The 17,115-nt window shown below is 70.1% G+C and carries 18 protein-coding genes; 9 read left to right on the plus strand and 9 right to left on the minus strand.

From position 1 onward, the window contains the following. The first annotated feature begins 64 nt into the window (after positions 1–64). Together HD596_RS15510 and HD596_RS15515 are read left to right on the plus strand one after the other, a co-directional pair. Positions 65–1,180: a GAF domain-containing sensor histidine kinase gene (locus HD596_RS15510; protein ID WP_313044163.1), complete on the plus strand. Its 1,116-nt coding sequence runs from the start codon at positions 65–67 to the stop codon at positions 1,178–1,180. After that, positions 1,177–1,788, plus strand: a complete 612-nt coding sequence (locus HD596_RS15515; RefSeq protein ID WP_185069921.1) for a response regulator — start codon at positions 1,177–1,179, stop codon at positions 1,786–1,788. Before HD596_RS15510 ends, HD596_RS15515 begins: the two co-directional genes overlap by 4 nt. Positions 1,789–1,791: 3 nt before the next feature. Here the strand turns inward: HD596_RS15515 and HD596_RS15520 are convergent, their stop codons facing one another. Continuing rightward, entirely contained in the window at positions 1,792–2,442 is a 651-nt protein-coding gene (locus tag HD596_RS15520) for a hypothetical protein (RefSeq protein WP_185069922.1), read from the minus strand. 170 nt (positions 2,443–2,612) lie between these two features. Here HD596_RS15520 and HD596_RS15525 point away from each other — a divergent pair, with 170 nt between their 5' ends. Beyond that, positions 2,613–5,282, plus strand: a complete 2,670-nt coding sequence (locus HD596_RS15525) for a serine/threonine-protein kinase (protein ID WP_185069923.1) — start codon at positions 2,613–2,615, stop codon at positions 5,280–5,282. Positions 5,283–5,290: 8 nt separating this feature from the next. Here HD596_RS15525 and HD596_RS15530 read toward each other — a convergent pair whose 3' ends face one another. Continuing rightward, complete coding sequence (locus HD596_RS15530; RefSeq protein WP_313044165.1) at positions 5,291–6,010, minus strand: Rv1486c family protein; 720 nt, start codon at positions 6,008–6,010, stop codon at positions 5,291–5,293. Between the two features lie 68 nt (positions 6,011–6,078). Between HD596_RS15530 and HD596_RS15535 the strand changes: the two genes are divergently transcribed. From HD596_RS15535 to HD596_RS15550, 4 genes are all read left to right on the plus strand, one after another. Further along, on the plus strand, positions 6,079–6,867 hold the full coding sequence (locus HD596_RS15535; RefSeq protein WP_185069924.1) for an ABC transporter ATP-binding protein: 789 nt from the start codon (positions 6,079–6,081) through the stop codon (positions 6,865–6,867). 90 nt (positions 6,868–6,957) lie between these two features. After that, entirely contained in the window at positions 6,958–7,878 is a 921-nt protein-coding gene (locus tag HD596_RS15540; protein WP_185069925.1) for an SPFH domain-containing protein, read from the plus strand. Positions 7,879–7,887: 9 nt separating this feature from the next. Further along, positions 7,888–8,643 (plus strand): sulfite exporter TauE/SafE family protein, encoded by a 756-nt coding sequence (locus tag HD596_RS15545; protein WP_185069926.1) that lies wholly within the window; start codon positions 7,888–7,890, stop codon positions 8,641–8,643. A 30-nt stretch (positions 8,644–8,673) separates the two neighbouring features. Beyond that, positions 8,674–8,895: a DUF8836 family protein gene (locus HD596_RS15550; protein ID WP_185069927.1), complete on the plus strand. Its 222-nt coding sequence runs from the start codon at positions 8,674–8,676 to the stop codon at positions 8,893–8,895. Here HD596_RS15550 and HD596_RS15555 read toward each other — a convergent pair. The 6 genes from HD596_RS15555 to HD596_RS63760 all read right to left on the minus strand — a co-directional run bounded on the left by HD596_RS15555 (position 8,888) and on the right by HD596_RS63760 (position 14,382). Further along, positions 8,888–9,712: an NAD(P)H-binding protein gene (locus tag HD596_RS15555; RefSeq protein WP_185069928.1), complete on the minus strand. Its 825-nt coding sequence runs from the start codon at positions 9,710–9,712 to the stop codon at positions 8,888–8,890. The two genes, HD596_RS15550 and HD596_RS15555, sit on opposite strands and share 8 nt — an antisense overlap. 29 nt (positions 9,713–9,741) lie before the next feature. Next, on the minus strand, positions 9,742–10,620 hold the full coding sequence (locus HD596_RS15560) for a Rieske (2Fe-2S) protein (RefSeq protein WP_185069929.1): 879 nt from the start codon (positions 10,618–10,620) through the stop codon (positions 9,742–9,744). Between the two features lie 63 nt (positions 10,621–10,683). After that, positions 10,684–11,295, minus strand: a complete 612-nt coding sequence (locus tag HD596_RS15565; protein WP_185069930.1) for an HD domain-containing protein — start codon at positions 11,293–11,295, stop codon at positions 10,684–10,686. Position 11,296: 1 nt separating this feature from the next. Beyond that, positions 11,297–13,477 carry a molybdopterin-dependent oxidoreductase gene (locus HD596_RS15570; RefSeq protein WP_185069931.1) on the minus strand — a complete coding sequence of 727 codons (2,181 nt, stop codon included), beginning with the start codon at positions 13,475–13,477 and terminating at the stop codon, positions 11,297–11,299. A 124-nt stretch (positions 13,478–13,601) separates the two neighbouring features. Continuing rightward, on the minus strand, positions 13,602–14,249 hold the full coding sequence (locus tag HD596_RS15575; protein WP_185069932.1) for a hypothetical protein: 648 nt from the start codon (positions 14,247–14,249) through the stop codon (positions 13,602–13,604). Position 14,250: 1 nt separating this feature from the next. After that, a complete protein-coding gene (locus HD596_RS63760) occupies positions 14,251–14,382 on the minus strand; it encodes a hypothetical protein (protein ID WP_281398245.1) in 132 nt (43 codons plus the stop codon). Between the two features lie 736 nt (positions 14,383–15,118). Between HD596_RS63760 and HD596_RS15580 the strand changes: the two genes are divergently transcribed. Together HD596_RS15580 and HD596_RS15585 are read left to right on the plus strand one after the other, a co-directional pair. After that, the gene (locus HD596_RS15580) at positions 15,119–15,982 is read left to right on the plus strand and encodes a helix-turn-helix domain-containing protein (protein ID WP_185069933.1); all 864 of its coding nucleotides are present in this window, start codon (positions 15,119–15,121) and stop codon (positions 15,980–15,982) included. 53 nt (positions 15,983–16,035) lie between these two features. Next, positions 16,036–16,260, plus strand: coding sequence for a DUF397 domain-containing protein (locus HD596_RS15585; protein WP_185069934.1), 225 nt, complete (start codon positions 16,036–16,038; stop codon positions 16,258–16,260). Between the two features lie 138 nt (positions 16,261–16,398). Here the strand turns inward: HD596_RS15585 and HD596_RS15590 are convergent, their stop codons facing one another. Beyond that, on the minus strand, positions 16,399–17,082 hold the full coding sequence (locus HD596_RS15590; RefSeq protein ID WP_185069935.1) for a DUF6082 family protein: 684 nt from the start codon (positions 17,080–17,082) through the stop codon (positions 16,399–16,401). Between the last annotated feature and the right edge of the window lie 33 nt (positions 17,083–17,115).

The following is a 17,115-nucleotide window of genomic DNA, read 5'->3' on the forward strand; positions in this document are numbered from 1 at the left end:
GCACATCGGGCCGAAGTCCCGCCGTCGCCTGGGCACATCGTCCTAGGACCATAAGCTGGGTCCCGTGACCTCCGACCGAGACGAGATCCTGCAGGCGGTGAGCTCCGCGGTGCTCGCGGTCACCCGCCATCTGTCGGTCCGCGAGGTGCTGCAGGTCATCGTACGCTCGGCGCAACGGCTGCTCGACGCCCGCTACGCCGCGCTCGGCGTGCCCGACGACGAGGGGTCGTTCGGCGAGTTCGTCGCCGAGGGCCTCACTGACAGGCAGTGGGACGCGATCGGGCCGCTGCCCCGACAGCATGGCATGCTCGGCGCGATGCTCCGCGAGGGGAGCCCGGTCAGGCTGCCCGACCTGCGCAAGGACCCGAGGTTCGAGTGGTGGCCGAAGGCCCACCCGGTGATGAAGGACTTCCTCGGCGTTCCGATCCGCGACGGCGACCAGGTGCTCGGCATCATCTTCCTGGCCAACAAGCGCACGCCGGGCGGCTTCACGCAGGCCGACCAGGAGCTGCTGACGCTGTTCGCCGCGCACGCGGCCATCGCGCTGACCAACGCCAGGCTCTACGAGCGCGGGCGCGAGCTGGCCATGCTGGAGGAGCGCAACCGGGTGGCCCGCGAGCTGCACGACGCCGTGACGCAGAAGCTGTTCTCGCTCAGGCTCACCGCGCAGGCCGCCTCCGCCATGCTCGACCGGGCGCCCGAGAAGGCCGCCGCCGAGCTCGAACGCGTCCAGCGCCTGGCCGGGGAGGCCCTGTCCGAGCTACGGGCGGTGATCGTCGAGCTGCGGCCGGCCGAGCTCGACCGGCACGGCCTGGCCGAGACGCTGCGCAAGCACGTGCGCCTGCTCGACCGGCTCCACCCGGCCATGGTCACGTTCGAGTGCGCGGAGCTGCCGCCGGTCGACTCGGCGGTCGAGGTGGCGGTGCTCAGGGTGGCCCAGGAGGCGCTGCACAACGTGCTCAGGCACGCGGAGGCCACGAGCGTCTCCGTGCGCCTGGCGTACGAGGACGGCAAGCTGGTGTTGATCGTGCGCGACGACGGCAACGGCTTCGAACAGGCGGAGTCGCGCGGCCTGGGCCTGGTGTCCATGCGCGACAGGGCGGAGTCCGTGGGAGGGGTCATGACCGTCGAGTCGGCCCGCGGCAGGGGGACCACGGTACGTGTGGAGGTGGGCGTTTGATCCGGGTGCTGATCGCCGACGATCATCCGGTGGTGCGGCAGGGGCTGCGTACGTTCCTCGACCTGCAGGACGACATCACGGTCGTCGGTGAGGCGGGCGACGGGGCGCAGGCCGTCGAGCTGGTCGGGAAGCTGGCGCCCGACGTGCTGCTGCTGGACCTGAAGATGCCGGTGCTCGACGGGCTCGGCGCCCTCGAACGGCTGGCCGGGTCGGCGACCAGGGTGGTCGTGCTGACGTCGGTGAGCGACCGCTCCGACGTCGGCCCGGCCATGCGGGCGGGGGCGTCGGGGTTCCTCTACAAGGACGTCGATCCGAACGCGCTGGTGCAGGCCGTGCGGGCCGTACACGGAGGGCAGGTGTTACTGGCGCCCGAGGCCGCCGAGGCGATGCTGTCGGCGCCGGACGGCCCGCCACCGGTGCCGCTGACCGACCGCGAGCGCGAGGTGCTCGCGCTCATCGCGGCCGGCCGCTCCAACCGGGAGATCGCGAGGAGCCTCGCCGTCGCGGAGAAGACGGTCAAGACCCACGTCTCCAACGTGCTGATGAAGCTGGGCGTCCAGGACCGCACCCAGGCCGCGCTGTACGCGGTCCGGCACGGCCTGGGATGAGGGTCAGGTGTCCTTCTTCTTGTTGCTTTCCTCGTGGCTGGCGGGCGGGTTGTAGGTCTTGACCGGCGGCGGCGGCGACCAGCTCCGGCCCGGCCGGCGCGGCGGGGAGACGATCTTGGTGCTGACCTTCTTGAGCCAGTAGTAGCCCTTGATGCCGAGGCGCTTGAGCTCTTCCTCGGCTATGTTCTCCATGCCCTGGTCGACGTCGAACGCCATCACGCCGACCCGGGCCGTGGCCGTGCCCTTGGTGCTCTTCTTCAGCGTCACCTGGAAGTTGAGCCAGTCGGTCTTGCCCTTCTCCAGCCGCAGCGGGCCCCAGCACCAGAACCAGCGGTCCTCCCAGGTGCACTTGGTGCCCTTCGCGGCACCCCAGCGCAGCGTGGGCACGACGCCCTTGGGCACCTCGCCGCCGATCCAGTAGTAGTCGGCGTAGTAGGGGCCCAGGTTCTTGGCGCGGACGTAGTATGTGATCTTGCCGCCGCGCTTGGTGCGGCTGGTGTGCTTGACGGAGATCTTGAAGCTGGAGTACGGCTTCAACCGGGCGACCGCCGTGGTGGTGGGGGCGGCGGCGGTGGTGGCACTCGCCGGGGCGGGTACGGCCAGCGGCGCCGCGACCAGACCGCCGGCTAAGAACAGGCTGAAGCTTCTACGCATATGACGGCTCCCCGTACGGTGCTGGAAATCCCCGATCATCTCCACGATTATTGCGTAGGGCAAATTTTTCGCAAAGAGCAATGATCTTTCGTGACCTGGGGTGGTTTGTGGGTTTTTGCCCGCGCTTATCCCACTTGTGAACGGGGGTCTAGCGCAACGGGGAGGACCAGGTGCCGGAAACGCACCCCTTACAGCCGACCGATCCGCGAACACTGGGCGAATACCGGCTGCTCGGCCGCCTGGGCAAGGGGGCGCAGGGGATCGTTTTCGAGGGCGAGTCGCCCGACGGGCGGCGTGTGGCGATCAAGCTGCTGAACACCCGGCTGGACAGGCCCGGACTGGACTCCGAACGTTTCCTGCGCGAGGTGGCGGCCACGCGGCGGGTGGCCCAGTTCTGCACCGCGCAGGTGCTGGGGGCCCACATGGACGGCGAGCACCCGTACATCGTCAGCGAGCTCGTGGACGGGGTCTCCCTGCAGGTGGTGGTGCAGCGCGACGGGCCTCGTACGGGAGGGGCGCTCTACCGCCTGGCCGTCGGAACGGTCACCGCGCTGGCCGCCATCCACCGCGCCGGGATCGTGCACCGCGATTTCAAGCCCAGCAACGTGCTGCTCGGCCACGACGGGCCACGGGTGATCGACTTCGGCATCGCGCGGGCGCTGGACTCGGCGATGACGATCAGCAGCGGGGTCGTGGGGACGCCCGCGTACATGTCGCCCGAGCAGATCTCGGCCGAACGGGTGGGGCCGGCCAGCGACATGTTCAGCTGGGCCCTGACCATGGTGTTCGCGGCCACGGGGCGGCCCGCGTTCGGCCAGGACAGCCTGCCCGCGGTCGTCTACCGGGTGATGCACGAGGAGCCCGACCTGTCGGCGCTGCCCGAGACGCTGCGGCCGGTCGTGCGGTCGTGCCTGAGCAAGCGGGCCGACGAGCGGCCCGCGGCGGCCGACGTGCTGTTCGCGCTGCTGGCGAACGAGGGGGAGTCGCCGCGGCCCGAGGACGCGCTCGACACGGGCTCGCAACTGGCGGCCGAGCAGACCCCGCCGGATCCGTCCCCGCCCGCTGCCGGTTGGGCGAGCCCCCACGGGCCCGAGGCTGCACCGGGCGGCGGTCACGCGGCCGGCACCGGGTGGGCGAACCCCAGTGGGCCGGCGGCGTCCGTCCCGCCTGGGGGGTACGGGTGGGCTAACCCGTCGGGGGAGGCGTACGCGCCGTCCTCGGGTCCCGCGGGCGGGCCGCCTGCGGTGCCGTACGTGCCGCCGCAGCAGGGGGTGCCTTATGTGCCTCGGCAGCAGCCTCCGCCGGGGCCGTCCCCGGTGCCGCCGCCCTATCCGATGAGCGCCCCGCCCCACCCGGCCGCGCCCCGTCCTCCGGCGCCCGGCCCGGGGACGTCGGGGGCGGAGGGGGTTGCGGGCGGTGAGGGGCCGCCCGGGCGTGCGCCGTCGGTGCCGGGCCAGGGGCACCACGGCCAAGGGCGCCAGGGGCAAGCGCAGGGGCACGGCCAGGGGCAAGGGCAGGGGCCCCCGTCTCGGCAGGCGTCGGCTCAGCAGGCGGCGGGGCGGGAGGGTGGTGGGCGGGGGGACAACGACGCGTTCTTCAAGCATGCGCCGACCGAGGAGCGGCCCGACGAGGCCGGTGCCAGGCGCAGGCGGGCCGCCATGGTCTCCGGCGCGCTCGTCGTGGCCCTGGCCCTGGCCGGCAGCGTGCTGTACTTCGGGCCGAAGATGTTCGGCACTGGCTCCCCGACCGGCGGGAACGCCGCCCAGGTGACCACCTCCGCGAGCGCGAGCCCGGCCCGGACGCAGGCCCTGACGCAGGCCGAGACCCCGCCCCCGACACCCACCCAGATCACGCCCACCCCAACGCCCACCCCCACCCAGAAGGTCGTCCCCGTCCTCGGCAAGCAGGACGGGAAGTCGTTCAAGGGGCACACCAAGGGTGTCCAGACGATCTCCGCGCTCTCCGCGGGCGGCAGGACGTGGCTGGTCACCGGCGGGCAGGACGGCCGGGTGCGGCTGTGGGACCTGGCCAGGCACAAGTCGCTGGCCACGATGAAGGGCCACAGCGAGGAGGTGTACGCCGTCGCCTGCGTGATGGTCGGCAAGACCCCCATGGCCGTCTCCGGCGGGTACGACGGCAGCGTGCGCCTGTGGAACCTCAAGACCCACAAGGGCAAGGTGCTCGGCTGGCACGGCGACGCCGTCTACGCGGTCGCCGTGACCAAGGTGAAGGGCAGGTACGTCGCGGTGACCGGCGACGCCGACGGCTATCTGAGGTTCTGGGACCTGAAGAAGCGCAAGTCCACCGGCAAGATCATCAGGGCCCACCGCAAGCCGGTCAACTGGCTCAGCGCCACCCACCTGGGCGACCGGGCCGTCGCCATCTCGGCCGGTGAGGACGAGACCGTGCGCATGTGGGACATGGCCAAGCACAAGGCGTACGGGAAGGCGTACAAGGGCCATTCCAGGGGCGTGTACTCGGTCGCGGTCGGCAAGGTGGGCGGGAAGACGGTCGTGGCGTCCGGCGGCAAAGACGGAAAAATCAGGCTCTGGGATCCGAAGAGCCGCAAGACCGTCGCCACCCTCTCCGGCCACAAGAAGATCGTTTACTCGCTCTCCTTCGGCACCCTCGACGGCCGCACGGTGCTGCTGTCCGGCAGCACCGACGGCACGATCAGGCTCTGGGACCCCGAGACCCGCAAGACGCTCGGCAAACCGGTCAAGGCACACAAGAAGGGCGTGTACGCCGTGGGCATCGTCCCGCTCGACGGGGGCGCGGCCATCGTGTCCGCGGGCAAGGACAAGGTGGTCAGGCTGTGGAAGATCGAGAGCAGCTCTTAGTGGGCCGGCTACGTGCTCCTGAGCGGTTCGAAGATGGCGTGGTGGGCGGCCACGAGCGCGCGGCGTACCGCCCGGTCCAGCTCGCGCAGGGCCGCGGCGCGGGCGGCGATCTGCCCCGACGTGAGCCCGCGCTCGTCGGCCAGCCGCACCACGGCGGCCAGCCGCGTGGCGAGGGTGGAGACGCGGTGCGCCCGCGCGGGGTAGCCGGGCGCCAGCTCGCCGCCCCGGTGCCCGACGGCCGAGGGGCGGGACTGCGCGGGGCCTTCGACGGCGGACAGGGTGTCGGTGGCCGAGCGCATGGCCTCCGACAGCTCGCGTTCGGCCTCCGACAGCGACGGCAGATCATGGCGTACGGGCCCGGAGTCGTAGATCTCCAGGCGTACCCCGACATACGACGACCCGCGCAGGTCGGGCACCGGCACCAGGCCGAGGTTGCGGCCGTCGAGCACCGCGATGGCGGCCTCGCCGGCGTCCACCGCGGCCGAGTTGAACGCGGCGGGCCCCGACAGCCCCAGCGGATCGCCGGGCGCGGGCAGCGCGAGGCGGAACTCGCGCAGGCCGTCGGAGCGCAGGTTTGCGAGGTATTTACGCAACGGGACGTCGCCGGCCACGGTGGGACCGCCGGCGGCTTCCACGTGGTCAGCCGCCTCGTCGAGGCCGACGTGACCGGCGAGCCACGCGTTGCCCCAGGCGACCAGGGAGGGACAGACAGGTGATTCAGGGCGCACCGATCCACGATAAGCGCTCGCCCTGCAATAGGTTTGTCCCGAGCGTGACTCCTAAGGAGGTATCGGGGATGGGTGGTCAGGTGCTGCGGCTCCAGGACGTCGCCGTCAGGCGGGACGGAGCGGCCCTGCTGCGCGGCATCGACTGGACGGTCAACGCCGACGAGCGTTGGGTCGTCGTCGGTCCCAACGGCGCGGGCAAGACCACGTTGCTGCAGGTCGCGGCCACGTTGCTCTACCCGAGCGAGGGCCTGGTCGAGGTGCTCGGGGAGCGGCTGGGGCAGGCGGACGTCTTCGATCTGCGCCCGCGGATCGGGCTGGCGAGCTCCGCGCTGGCCGAGCGCATCCCGCCGGAGGAGAAGGTCATCGACCTCGTGCTGACCGCCTCGTACGGGATCATGGGCCGCTGGACGGAGGAGTACGACTCCAACGACGTGACCAGGGCGGTCGAGCTGATCGACATGATGGGCGCGGCCCATCTGATCAGGCGGCGGTTCGGCACGCTGTCGGAGGGGGAGCGCAAGCGGGTGCAGATCGCCCGCGCCCTCATGCCCGACCCCGAGATGCTGCTGCTCGACGAGCCCGCGGCCGGGCTCGACCTGGGCGGGCGCGAGGACCTGGTGCGCCGGCTGTCGGTGCTGGCGGGCGACTATCGTTCGCCGACGCTCATACTGGTGACGCACCACGTGGAAGAGGTGCCGAGCGGGTTCACGCACGGGCTGCTGCTGCGGCACGGCTCGGTGGTGGCGCAGGGGCCGCTGGAGCACGTGATGACGCCCGAGAACCTGTCGCAGACGTTCGGGGTGCCGCTCTCGCTGGAGCGCAGCGCCGAGGGCCGCTGGTACGCGCGCGCCTACTAATCCCCCTATTTATCCACATAAAGCCGCCGAAAGCGGAAAGACGGGAAATAGGATCTACGGAGTCGGTCCCCTCGACTCCGGAGCGTCGCCATGTCCGTCGAGCAGCTCATCGTCGCCCTTGTCGTGGTCGCGGCGGTGGGCTTCGGGGTGGCCCGCACGGTCCGCATCATCCCCCAGGCCACGGCCGCCATCATCGAACGCCTGGGGCGCTACCACCGGACGCTGACCCCGGGGCTCAACCTCGTGGTGCCGTTCATCGACCGCATCAAGGACATGATCGACCTGCGGGAGCAGGTGGTCTCCTTCCCGCCGCAGCCGGTGATCACCTCCGACAACCTGGTGGTGTCCATCGACACCGTCATCTACTTCCAGGTCACCAATCCGAAGGCGGCCACGTACGAGATCGCGAACTTCCTGGTCGGCGTCGAGCAGCTCACGGTCACGACGCTGCGCAACGTGGTCGGCGGCATGGACCTGGAACGCACGCTGACCTCCCGCGAGGACATCAACACCGCGCTGCGCGGCGTGCTGGACGAGGCGACGGGCAAGTGGGGCATCCGGGTCAACAGGGTCGAGCTCAAGGCCATCGACCCGCCCTCCTCCATCCAGGACTCGATGGAGAAGCAGATGCGCGCCGACCGCGACAAGCGCGCCGCCGTGCTGACCGCCGAGGGCCAGCGCCAGGCGGCGATCCTGCAGGCGGAGGGCGAGAAGCAGGCGGCCGTGCTGCGGGCGCGCGGCGAGGCGGAGGCGGCCGTGCTGCGCGCGCAGGCGGAGGCCGAGGCCCAGGCCATGCGGGCCAAGGGCCAGGCGGACGCGATCGGCATGGTGTTCAGGGCCATCCACGAGGGGCGACCCGACCAGCACCTGCTCGCCTACCAGTACCTGCAGACCCTGCCGGAGATCGCCAAGGGCGACGCCAATAAAATCTGGATCGTCCCATCAGAAATGGGCAAAGTTCTGGAGAATCTGGGCGGCCTCTTCACACCCCCCAAGAGCCCGGACGTGTAAGGAGGGCTCGTGACGGGGTGGGAACTGGCCGCGGTCTGCGTGGCCGGCATGGTGGCCGGTGCGATCAACGCGGTCGTCGGGTCCGGCTCCCTGATCACGTTCCCCACGCTGCTGGCGATCGGCGTCGATCCCGTCACCGCCAACGTCTCCAACACCATCGGGCTCGTGCCCGGCTCGTTCACCGCCGCGTACGGTTACCGCCCCGAGCTGCGGGGCCAGCGCGAACGCCTGCTGCGCCTGGGCCTGGCCTCCGCCCTGGGCGCGCTGGCCGGCGGGATCCTGCTGCTGTTCCTGGACCCGTCGGTGTTCCAGGTCGTCGTCATCGCGCTGATCGCGCTGGCCTGCGTGCTGGTCCTGGTCCAGCCCAGGCTCAACCGGTGGCTGGCCGACCGGCGCGAGCACGCGCACCCGCACGGAGGGCTGGAGCTGTGGTTCGGCGTGCTGGCGGCCGGGATCTACGGCGGGTACTTCGGCGCCGCCCAGGGCGTGCTGCTGATCGGGCTGCTCGGCAGCTTCCTCGACGACCACCTCCAGCGGGTGAACGCGGCCAAGAACGTCCTCGCGCTGATCGTCAACGCGGTGGCCGCCGTGCTGTTCGTCGTGGTCGCGCACGTGGACTGGCTCGCCGTGGCGGGGGTGGCCACGGGCGCGGTGGCGGGCGGCTTCCTGGGCGCCAGGGTGGGGCGGCGCATCCCGGCGCCCGTGCTCCGGGGGATCATCGTCTGCGTCGGACTTGCGGCGATTTTCGTACTGGTGTACGGATAGGGCGCCGCGTTCGCGGGTATGAATTCGTACATGAAGGGCGACTGGGTAGAGATCGTCATCGATGCCGGAGGCACACCGCGTACTTACGAGATCAGGGCCACTCGCGCCGGGCGGCGGGTCGACGTGACCACGAGGCGGGGGCTCGTCGAGGTGAGCGAGGTCACCCGCTCCGGCACGCCGGTGCGCACGGCCAGGTTCATGTCCAGCCGCATCCTGGCCCTCGTGGAGCACCCCGCGGACGAGGTCAGCTGAAGTCCGCCACGTGGTCCTCCGCCCACTGACCGAACGTCAGCGCGGGCCTGCCGAGCAGCCGCTCCACGGTGTCGGTGACCTGCTCGGGAGCCGTCACGAAGCTCGCCCACGCCTTCAGCGCGCTCTCGACGAAGGCGGCGTTCCCCCAGGCGGCCATGAGCTGCTCGCGGGCCTCCTCCGGCGGCTGCTCCTCCCAGCGCACCTCGCGCCCGGTCGCCGCGCCGATCACGCGTACCTGCTCGACCTGGGTGAGGCGCTCGGGGCCGGTCAGCACGTACGTGGCGCCGCTGTGGCCCGCCGAGGTGAGCACGTGCGTGGCCACGGCCGCGATGTCCCGCTCGTGGATCAGGGGCCTCGAAGCCTGCCCGTACGGCCAGCGCACCACGCCCTGCCTGATCTGCCCGGCCCAGCCCAGCGTGTTGGCCGCGAAGCCGCCGGGCCGCAGGAACGTCCACCCGAGCCCCGAATGCCGGATCAGCCGCTCCACCTCGTGGTAGTGCGTCACCGGCTCGTCCGCCACGTTGGCCGACAGGTAGACCACGCGCCGCGCGTGCCCGGCGATGGCCGTGACCACCTCGGCGGCGCCGTCCGCCGTGAAATGGGGCCACAGCAGGAACACGCTCTCCACGCCTTTCAGCGCAGGTTCCAGCGTTTCAGGTGCGGACAGGTCGCCGCGCACCACCTCCACGTGCTCGGGCAGCCTCGCCCGCCCGGGGTCCCTGACGAGGGCCCGCACCTCCAGCCCCGCTCCCGCGAGCTGGGACACCACATGCCTGCCGACATTGCCGGTCGCGCCGGTCACCAGAATCGTGCTCATAGGACCGACGCTAAGACCTCAAGCGAACTTCAGGTCAACCCCGGCCGCACCTGGAGCGTGCCGTCACGCCGGATCCGCGTCTCGAACATGGGCGCGGGGGCGGTCGCCGGACCGTGCCGCACCGAGCCGTCGGCCAGCCTGAACGTGCTGCCGTGCCACGGGCAGACCACGCACGCCTCCCCGTTCTCCATGACCAGCCTGCCCTGGTGCAGCGGGCCGGCCAGGTGCGGGCAGCGGTCGGCGAGCACGGTGACGGCCTCGCCCTGGCGCAGCACGAAGAGCTGGATGTAGCCGAGCCGCCGCGCCACGGGCCGGCCCTCCGGCAGGTCCCTGAGCAGGCACAGGTCGTGCCAGCCCAGCGGCACCAGATGGGTGACCTGCGGAGCGTGGTTGGCCCCGGCCGCCTGGCGGTAGGCCATGTGGCCGCCGAGATAGCCGCCGAGCCCGGCCAGGCCCAGCCCGGCCAGGGTCAGGGTGCGGCCCATCTGCTCGCGCCCGCGTACCCGGGCCAGCAGGGAGCCGGAGAACAGGCCCAGCGCGGCCACGTTCGACAGCATGTGGACGAAGCCCACGCGCTGCTGCTCGCGGTGGAGAGAGGACCAGTCGGTCAGCCCGGCCGCCGCCGTGGGCAGCGCGTTGGCGATGCCCGTGGCCAGCAGCACGCGCGTGGCCCGTGGATCGCCGTCGGTCAGGTCCAGCAGCGCCGCGGACAGCCAGCAGCCCAGGCTGACCGTGGCCAGCGGCGGGTGCAGCGGTTTGCCCGTGGGCACGCCGTGCAGCAGGTCACGTAGCCGGCCAGGCCGGATGCGCTGGCGGACGGTCTTGGCCAGCACTCTGATCGGCGTGTCCAGGGCCTTGGACTTCTCAAGCCGGTCGGCGAGAGCAACCGGCCCGGCCAAACCCCGCAACGGCCGACGTTTCGCTCGCACTTCCTCTTTCACGACAAGTCCCCTACCCCACCCATGTGGGGATCACTCGGACAGGTGTCCCCTGGCCACGGAGAGTTCGACCAGCTCCAGCGCGTACGCGCCGAGAGACGGCGAACCTTCCTCGATGATCCGCACCTTCTCCCTGACCTGCGCGGCCTTGACCTTGAACAGCGGCCACGTGCCACCCTCGGTGAGGTGGTTGGCCAGGATCGGGGAGAACCGGTCGAGCGCCTTGGCGAACCTGGCCTCCGGCGTCTTCCGCTCCTCGAACTCGTCCCACAGCTCCCGCAGCCACTGCCCCTGGTCGGCGGGCAGCAGGCCGAAGATGCGGTCGGCGGCGGCGCGCTCGGCGCCGGCCTGCGCGGCCACCTCCACGAGGTCATAGATGAACGTGTCGCCGGCGTCGATCTCGACCAGGTCGTGCACGAGCAACATGGCCACCACCCGTTGGAGGTCCGTTCCAGGTGGGGCATGCTCGCCGAGGATCATCGCCAACGTGCCCACGTACCAGGAGTGCTCGGCGGTGTTCTCCCGCCGCGAGCCGTCCATCAAATGGTTGCGGCGGATGATCCGCTTCAACTTGTCGATCTCGACGGCGAAGGCGATCTGGGCGTTCAGGCGGTCCTCTTCTGGCGCGATAGTCACGCGCGACACCCTATTGTGCGATGATCACCCCGGTTGGTGAAATCGTGACCGGAACTCCGTTGAACACTGCGTTACCACTCGGTACGTCGATGGTGGATTCGTCCGTGAGCGTGTTGACGCTGACCCCCGCGTGCTCGGCCGCCACGCTCTGCGAGCTGCCCGCGTGGCCCCACCCGTGCGGCAGGCTGACCACGCCCGGCATGATCGTGTCGGTGGGTTCGAGCGGCACCGTGAGCTGGCCCTTCGCGGAGCGGACCACCGCCTCGCCGTCGAGCCCGAGCCTGGCCACGTCGGCCGGGTTGATCTGCAGCGTGCAGGTGTTGCTGCCGCCGACCAGCGGGCCCACGTTGTGCAGCCAGCTGTTGTTGGAGCGCAGGTGGCGCCGCCCGATCAGGACGATCTCCGGCGGGTCCTCCTCCAGCTTGCCGCGCAGCCGCTCCACGTCCTCGACGATCTGCGGCGGCGCCAGCTCGATCAGGCCCGAGGCGGTCTTCAGCACCTCGCCGAGCCGTGGCTCCAGCGGGCCGAGGTCCAGGCCGTGCGGGTTGTCCAGCAGCTTGCGCAGCGACAGGTCGCCCTTGCCGGCCCACTCGCCGTAGGGGCCGAGCTTGAGCATGAGGTCCAGCCGGCGCTCGCCGCCCGTCTCGCCCTCCAGCTCGGCGCGCAGCTCGGCCACGTCGCGCCCCTCGACCCCGGAGCCGGGGGTCTCGGTGGCCTTGCGCAGCATCTCGCCGATCACGAACTCGTCCAGGTCCCCCTCCAGGCCCGAGGCGATCACGGCGAGCCTGGCCAGGATCTGGGCCTCGGAGGGCTGCCCGTCCAGCGGCAGCAGCGGCGGCGAGTAGCGGGCGTAGTTGCGGACCGCGAACCCGAGCAGCGTGAAGTCGTAGTGGCCCGACTGCAGCATCCGCGGTGGCGGGAGGATGACGTTCGCGTGCTTGGTGGTCTCGTTGAGGTACAGGTCCACGCTCACCATGAAGTCGAGCCGCCCGAAGGCCGCGTCGAGCCTGGCCCCGTGGGGCGCCGACAGCACCGGGTTGCCCGCCACCGTGATCAGGAACGTGACCTGCCCCTCGCCGGGCGTCTCGATCTCGTCGGCGAGCGTGGCCACCGGCAGCTCGCCGTTGCTCTCCGGCAGCCCCCTGACCCGGCTCTTCCACCGCCCCACCGCGTAAGGCTTGCGCCGCGCGCCGAACTCCGTGGCGGGCTTGGGGAACATGGCGCCGCCCGGCCGGTCCAGGTTGCCGGTGAGCACGTTGAGCACGTCCACGAGCCACTGGGCCAGCGTGCCGAACTCGGCCGTGCAGGTGCCGATCCTGGCGTAGACGGCGGCCGTACGGGCTGCCGCCAGCTCCCTGGCCAGCCGCACGATCACTTCGGCGGGCACGCCGGTGCGCCTGGCGACCGCCTCCGGCGGGAAGTGCTTGGCCGCCTCCCGCACCTCGGCCAGCCCGTTGACCTGGTGCGCCAGCGTGACGAGATCCTCGGCGAACAGCGTGTGGACGATGCCGAACAGCAGGTAGGCGTCCGTCCCGGGGCGGACGAAGACGTGCTCGTCCGCCAGCGCGGCGGTGCGCGTACGGCGGGGGTCGACCACCACGAGCCGGCCGCCGCGGGCGCGCAGGGCCTTCAGCCGCCCGGGGAAGTCGGGCGCGGTGCACAGCGAGCCGTTGGACTCCAGCGGGTTGGCCCCCAGCATCAGCAGGTAGTCGGTCCTGTCGAGGTCGGGGACCGGGATGGCCAGCGGGTGCCCGAACATGAGCCCGCTCGCCACGTGCTTGGGCATCTGGTCGGCGGTGCTGGCGGAGTAGACGTTGCGGGTGCCGAGCGCCCTGATCAGGGGAGCGCCGTACAAGGCGCCCGCCATGCTGTGGGCGTTCGGGTTGCCGAGGTAGATCGCGGTGGAGCGGCGGTCGGCGACCCGGTCGAGGCCCGCCTTGACGGCGGCGAACGCCTCCTCCCAGCCGACCTCGCGCCACAGGTCGCCCTCCCTGATCAGCGGCCTGCGCAGCCGGTCGGGGTCCTCGTCGAGCTGGCCGAGGCTGGCCCCCTTCGGGCAGATGAACCCCTTGCTGAACGGATCGTCCTTGTCACCGCGGACGCTGGTCACGTGCCCGCCCTCGTCGAGGGTGAGCGTCAGGCCGCAGACGGCCTCGCAGAGGGGACAGGTCCGGTGGACGGTCGACGTCATCACGACTCCTGAGTTCGCCAGCTGAACTCATCTTGGCCCGTACCGCGCGCATGGGGAAGCCCCGGAGCCCCCGCGGTCTCCGGGGCTTCCCACCCGGGGAAATGTCCCGGATTCCCCCAGGTCCTCAGCCCGCCTTGGCCAGCGCGACCGGTGCGCGCAGATCAGGCGGCTCCTCGAGGTCGGGTCTGAGCGAGATCCAGGCCCGTCTGCCGTACAGCCGGTCGAGTCCGGGAGAGGTCGCTCCCGGGACCTCGTCGCGCCTGACGATCTCCACGATCACGAACTGGGCCCGGCGCCGGTGCCGGTAGACGTTCGCGCTCCTGGCCCAGCAGGCGGCCGCGATCTCCTCGCTGTACGCCTCGAACTCCTCGGCGGAGATGCCGGCCCTGGTCATGATCAGGGCCTTCTCGCCCGTGGTCGTCGGCGTGATCCAGAGCACGAGGGGGATCCGCCCGGCCCTGGTGTGCATCGTGGTCTCCAGGCAGACCCGGTGCAGGCGGTGCCTGGAGACCACGCACCAGAAGTGCGCGCTCACCCAGTTGCGCCCGGTCCTGGTGGCGGCCGGCACCGAGACGGCGCTCGTCAGCAGGACGAACGGCCACCACCGGCCCTCCTGGGTGGCCCCCAGCAGGGTGAGCGTGACCAGCGCCAGCGCGGCGAGCAGCATCAGCTCGGTACGGACCCGCCACAGCCTGACCAGCGGCCCGCCGCGCCCGGCGGCGGGAAGGTCCTCGTTGGCGGGGTAGATCTGGTTGCGCGGGTTCCTCGGCACGTCAGGACACCTCCTCCGTCACGCGCTGTGGCACGCTGAGCTGGTCGAACCGTGGGTCGCGGTAGCGACGGGAGCCGAACCCGGTCCTGCTCACGGTCCATCCGACGTGGTGGGCGAACTCGTCTGGCTCCATGCAGATCTCGCGATCGGCCCAAGCCATAAGCTCTCGGATCCGGCACTTGATTCGGGCGAGTCCCTTGGTACCTTGTGAGTACATGAGAAGACCCCTTTCGCGGCATTTTCAGAGGTGGCTTCTTCGCCGGACCGACGGCTGATGACCGGTCTCGCCGCAGGGTGGCAGCCCGAATGCGGCGCGCTGGTGATCAGCCGCGGCCCGGTTTTTTCCAGGCTCGAATGAGCGGACTCTCGCTGAGTTCTTCAGGCGATTCCGAAGTCCTTCCGGCAAGCGGCCTCCCTGGGGCGGAGTTTCGTATCCGGGGCGGCGACGTTGCCGGCGAGGCGGCCCGGGCGGGGCCGCGCGATCGAGAACGGAAGGCCCGGTGTGTACGGCCGTGTCGTCATGTCCGGCCTCCTCACCACTCGAGAACCCTCCTGGAACCGATCGTCCTCCGAGGTCCGCGATGCTGCAATACGTTCAGCAAGGGAAGATTTAATTTTCTTCACGATTGCCGTGCAACTTGCACTGGAACTGTCGCGCCGATCCCATGGCAGGAGAAGTTCCGCCCGTGCCCGCCCCCTACGTGGAGTTCGTCTTGCCCCTACGCTCTCCCCGTGAAAGCCTTCTGGCAAGGCTGCGTGACACGCCGCGTGCAACTTGCAGTGTAAGATTGGGCGCGAACGGCCCCACAAAGTCGGGCCCTAAACGCCCCTTCCCGCCACACCTTCATTCCCGACAAGGAGAGTGGACGGTGCCATCGCAGCAGGGCAGTCCGACAGTACGCAGGCTCCGGCTGGGCCAGGAGCTGCGCCTTCTCCGGGAGCGAAGAGCGCTTACCGGTGCCAGAGCGGCCAAGGAGCTCGGCTGGTCCGCGAGCAAGGTCAGCCGCATCGAGGCGGCCAAGACCATGCCGAGCGCCGGCGACATCAAGGCCATGGCGGAGCTCTACCATTGCGATGGGCCGAAACTTGACGAGCTCTTCGGCCTGTTGCGGGACACGGAACAGCGTGGGTGGTGGGAAGATTACGAAGACTCTCTGCCTGAGGAGTACACAAGATTCCTTGGGCTGGAGGCAGAGGCCACGCACCAGCGCAACTGGGAACCCCAGATCGTGCCCGGCCTGCTGCAGACCGAGGACTACGCCAGAGAAGTGATCCTGGCGACTCGTGGCATCGCGCGCATCACGCACAGCGGTGTCAGGAGCCGGGTCGAGGCCCGGCTGGACAGACAGCAGCGTGTGCTCCACAGGGCCGACGCGTGCGTTCTCAATGTGGTGCTCGACGAATCGGCGCTGACGCGCAGATTCGGCGAACCGGCGGTGATGCGTGAGCAGATGGAGCATCTCCTGGAGGTCTCACTTCTGCCGCACGTCAGCGTCCAGGTCCTCACCATGGACTCGCTTCATCCGGTGAACACCGGTGCTTTTATTCACCTGAAGTTTTCCGCCTTTGATGACGTTGTGTACCTGGAACAGTTGTATACTGCTCACTTCGTCGAAGACCTCGAACGAGTAGCTGGATACGAGACGGCTTTCGATCACATCCGCTCGGAAGCTCTGGATGAGGACGAATCACGAGTTCTTATACAGCGTAAAGCCATGCTTTGGCGACGTTAACGACGAACCTCAAAAGGGGGCAATGGGGCCCCTTTTGCGCATTTGGGGAGAAAATGTACATCCACACTACGACGCCGGCCTGGCGGAAGAGCACCTTCTGCAACGGCGCAGCGGCGTGCGTTGAGGTTGCCCCCCTGGCCGACGGCAACGTCGCGCTGAGGGACAGCAAGGTGCAGGACGGGCCCGTCCTGGTCTTCACCCCGTCCGAGTGGGCCGCCTTCATGGCCGGTGTCCGCGAGGGTGAGTTCGACCTGGCTGCCATGGCGGCCGGCGCATGACGAACGGCCCTGCGGGTTGGTAGCAGCAACACTCAGGGCCGTTCGGGCGGAGGCGCGACCTCCGGGGACTTTCCAGCTCTCCCTGCAGGATCGAGCACGGAAGACTCGCACATCATGGCACACTCCCCGCCATGTTGATCAACCGGTGTCGCGCCTCTTCTTCCCCCAGATGAGCCAGGCGACCGCAGCCCCGACGGCCGCCACGACGGCGGCTGCGCCCACCGCTGGCGGGCGGGGCGAGGAGCCTCGGACCGGAGTCTCTGCCGGGCGAGCCTCAAGGCTTTGCCGCCAGGCGAGGTCGATCGCCGCGACGAACCGCTGGCTTCGACGATTCCTCGCCACGAGGCGCCGGTACTCGCGGGTCCCCTTCCAAAAACGTGTCCCGGCCTCCGTGCCGAAAAAGTCCGTGCGCGCGTAATCCACCAGGATCGACTCCGGCAGCTCGCCCACAATAAAAAGCATCTCCCAATAGGACAGCAGCAGATTGAGGTAGAGGTGTACTCGGGGATCGAGTCCCGTGTGCGGCATGCCGAGCACCCTGTGCAGTGCAGGATTTTCTATCTGGAGCTGCATCAGCTGCAGATGATGAGTGCGCTGAGCCTCTTCACGTGAAATTCGCATTTCTCTGGCCTGGAGAAAGAGGGATACGCCGATGGCGACGAGCGCAAAGGCGGAGAGTACGGCGGAGGCCGCGCCGTAGGTCTGGCCGATGTCGCTCAGCTGCTGCCACCGAGAGCCGGCGGGCACGAGGAGGTCCAGCAGGAGCGGCGAGAGCAGCGTCGCGGTGGCGCAGAGCAGCGCGATCACCAGCAGCAGCAACACGAGTGAGCGCGACGTGGGCCGTTGGTCACGGGG

Source organism: Nonomuraea jabiensis (genome assembly GCF_014204795.1).
Classification (GTDB): domain Bacteria; phylum Actinomycetota; class Actinomycetes; order Streptosporangiales; family Streptosporangiaceae; genus Nonomuraea; species Nonomuraea jabiensis.

Excerpts from the sequence above, each read along its gene's own strand:
- HD596_RS15520 (WP_185069922.1), bottom strand. The coding sequence starts at position 2,442 with ATGCGTAGAAGCTTCAGCCTGTTCTTAGCCGGCGGTCTGGTCGCGGCG.
- HD596_RS15535 (WP_185069924.1), top strand. The coding sequence starts at position 6,079 with ATGGGTGGTCAGGTGCTGCGGCTCCAGGACGTCGCCGTCAGGCGGGAC.
- HD596_RS15540 (WP_185069925.1), top strand. The coding sequence starts at position 6,958 with ATGTCCGTCGAGCAGCTCATCGTCGCCCTTGTCGTGGTCGCGGCGGTG.
- HD596_RS15550 (WP_185069927.1), top strand. The coding sequence starts at position 8,674 with ATGAAGGGCGACTGGGTAGAGATCGTCATCGATGCCGGAGGCACACCG.
- HD596_RS15555 (WP_185069928.1), bottom strand. The coding sequence starts at position 9,712 with ATGAGCACGATTCTGGTGACCGGCGCGACCGGCAATGTCGGCAGGCAT.
- HD596_RS15570 (WP_185069931.1), bottom strand. The coding sequence starts at position 13,477 with ATGACGTCGACCGTCCACCGGACCTGTCCCCTCTGCGAGGCCGTCTGC.
- HD596_RS63760 (WP_281398245.1), bottom strand. The coding sequence starts at position 14,382 with ATGGAGCCAGACGAGTTCGCCCACCACGTCGGATGGACCGTGAGCAGG.
- HD596_RS15585 (WP_185069934.1), top strand. The coding sequence starts at position 16,036 with ATGTACATCCACACTACGACGCCGGCCTGGCGGAAGAGCACCTTCTGC.